Origin of the sequence: Escherichia sp. TW14182 (assembly GCF_000208525.1) — a bacterium.
GTDB classification, from domain to species: Bacteria; Pseudomonadota; Gammaproteobacteria; order Enterobacterales; family Enterobacteriaceae; genus Escherichia; species Escherichia ruysiae.
Genome location: NZ_AEJZ01000446.1, coordinates 1 through 1,521, shown reverse-complemented (window position 1 = coordinate 1,521; position 1,521 = coordinate 1). Strand labels below are relative to the sequence as shown.

The window sequence follows — 1,521 nt, the reverse complement described above, 5'->3', positions numbered from 1 at the left end:
ACAACGGTAGGAATTGCGATGGCGGTGGCGTTGGTGGTGTATTCGATTTGCCGTTGGGGTTGACGTAAACGGAGGTGCAAAGTTATATTTTCTCTGTGTGGTCGGTTACTCGATCACACAGTTTTTGTTCGTAAAAATACCAGATTGTTAGAATGTTGTATGCGGATTCATAAGGATAGATGATGAAATTCACAGGGCTACAGTCCTCGGCGTTACCTGATACTTCTGATTCAGTAAAAGAGTGTGTGAATCTCGGGCAGTGGATGCTGTTCAAATCTTATGCGCATGAAGTAACCACAACATTTGAAGTGGTGTTTTTTCTGAAAACTGACGATGAAATATTTGGTTTGAATGAAAGAGGACAAATAACACCCACGCAAATTACTGAGCATTTAAGCATAGATGAGCTTTTTTACTTTATTGATTTACCAAAACCACCATCTTTCAGTAATGCTATGTTTCCTGAATATTTATAAATTTTCAATTTAACACATTCGAATCATAAGGATATGTATGAGCCTTAGGTCTGAGCGTACAAAATGGGTTATGTTTTTGCCTTGTTCTAAAGAAGAGGTTGAGCCGCGCCACGTTTTTGATATTGTTTTTGGTGTGCTATGCCTTGAGAAGGCTGGTATAAACCCCCAAGATATATCAATATATATTGACAGCCCTAACAGGAATTTAGATGGTTTTTTTTCATCAGCCTCGAAGTATCCTTATACGTCGAAAGCATCAGCAGACTTTTTTAATGACTTGCATGATAATAACTACAGTAATATAGTTATGTTTGTTACTGGTCATGGTTGCCCACAAGGGCTCGATGCAAAAAATCCTATTCCGCCTCATCAACTTCTTAAAGCTTTAAAAGGAACGCCTAATTTAAACAATGCTATTGTTTATCTTGGGCAGTGTTATGCAGGTACATTCAATTTTGTTGGAGCGGGTAAAAGAAAGGATGGTGAACCTGAAGTTATTTTAATTGGGGCGACTAATCTTACTGAAAGCCTGAGTATAGGGACTACTGAAACGTTTCTTGACGGGAATGAATTTCCTTGGCCAGCCAATATTTTTCTCCTTCATGTTTTTAAATGGATGTCGGAACCGTCTGATATAGATGGTGACGGTCGTTATACCGTAATGGATTCCTATAAGCATGCGGGTATTTTTACTAACCTTGTGAATAAAAAAACAAAAACAGATATGTTTGGTGAGATAATTAATATCCATGCAGAATGTAATAAACTCATGGCTCTGGCTTCTTCGGGGACGGGGAATTGGATAGTTGATACGACAAATAAGTTAAATTATAAGGCAAAAAAAACTCAACTCCAAAACTTATTGATTGCGCACCACACCCATCAAGAATGCTGGATATTAAACGCAAGACCAGCGCAAAAAATTGAATTTTAATTAATCGTCATGTCAGTTAATTACAATAACGACTTATTTCCGTGAGAAAAAACGGTTTGCGTGAAAAGGGGAGTTAAGTAAAATTGCTGCGGGTGCTTGAGGCTATCTGCC

2 protein-coding genes are annotated in these 1,521 nt (G+C 38.1%); both read left to right on the top strand.

The genetic code is table 11. The features are described from left to right. Positions 1 to 179: 179 nt before the first annotated feature. Positions 180 to 476: a hypothetical protein gene (locus EQY_RS0123000; protein ID WP_235165768.1), complete on the top strand. Its 297-nt coding sequence runs from the start codon at positions 180 to 182 to the stop codon at positions 474 to 476. 37 nt (positions 477 to 513) lie between these two features. Further along, a complete protein-coding gene (locus EQY_RS0122995; RefSeq protein ID WP_000058711.1) occupies positions 514 to 1,410 on the top strand; it encodes a hypothetical protein in 897 nt (298 codons plus the stop codon). Positions 1,411 to 1,521: the final 111 nt, after the last annotated feature.

Excerpts from the sequence above, each read along its gene's own strand:
- EQY_RS0123000 (WP_235165768.1), top strand. The coding sequence starts at position 180 with ATGATGAAATTCACAGGGCTACAGTCCTCGGCGTTACCTGATACTTCT.
- EQY_RS0122995 (WP_000058711.1), top strand. The coding sequence starts at position 514 with ATGAGCCTTAGGTCTGAGCGTACAAAATGGGTTATGTTTTTGCCTTGT.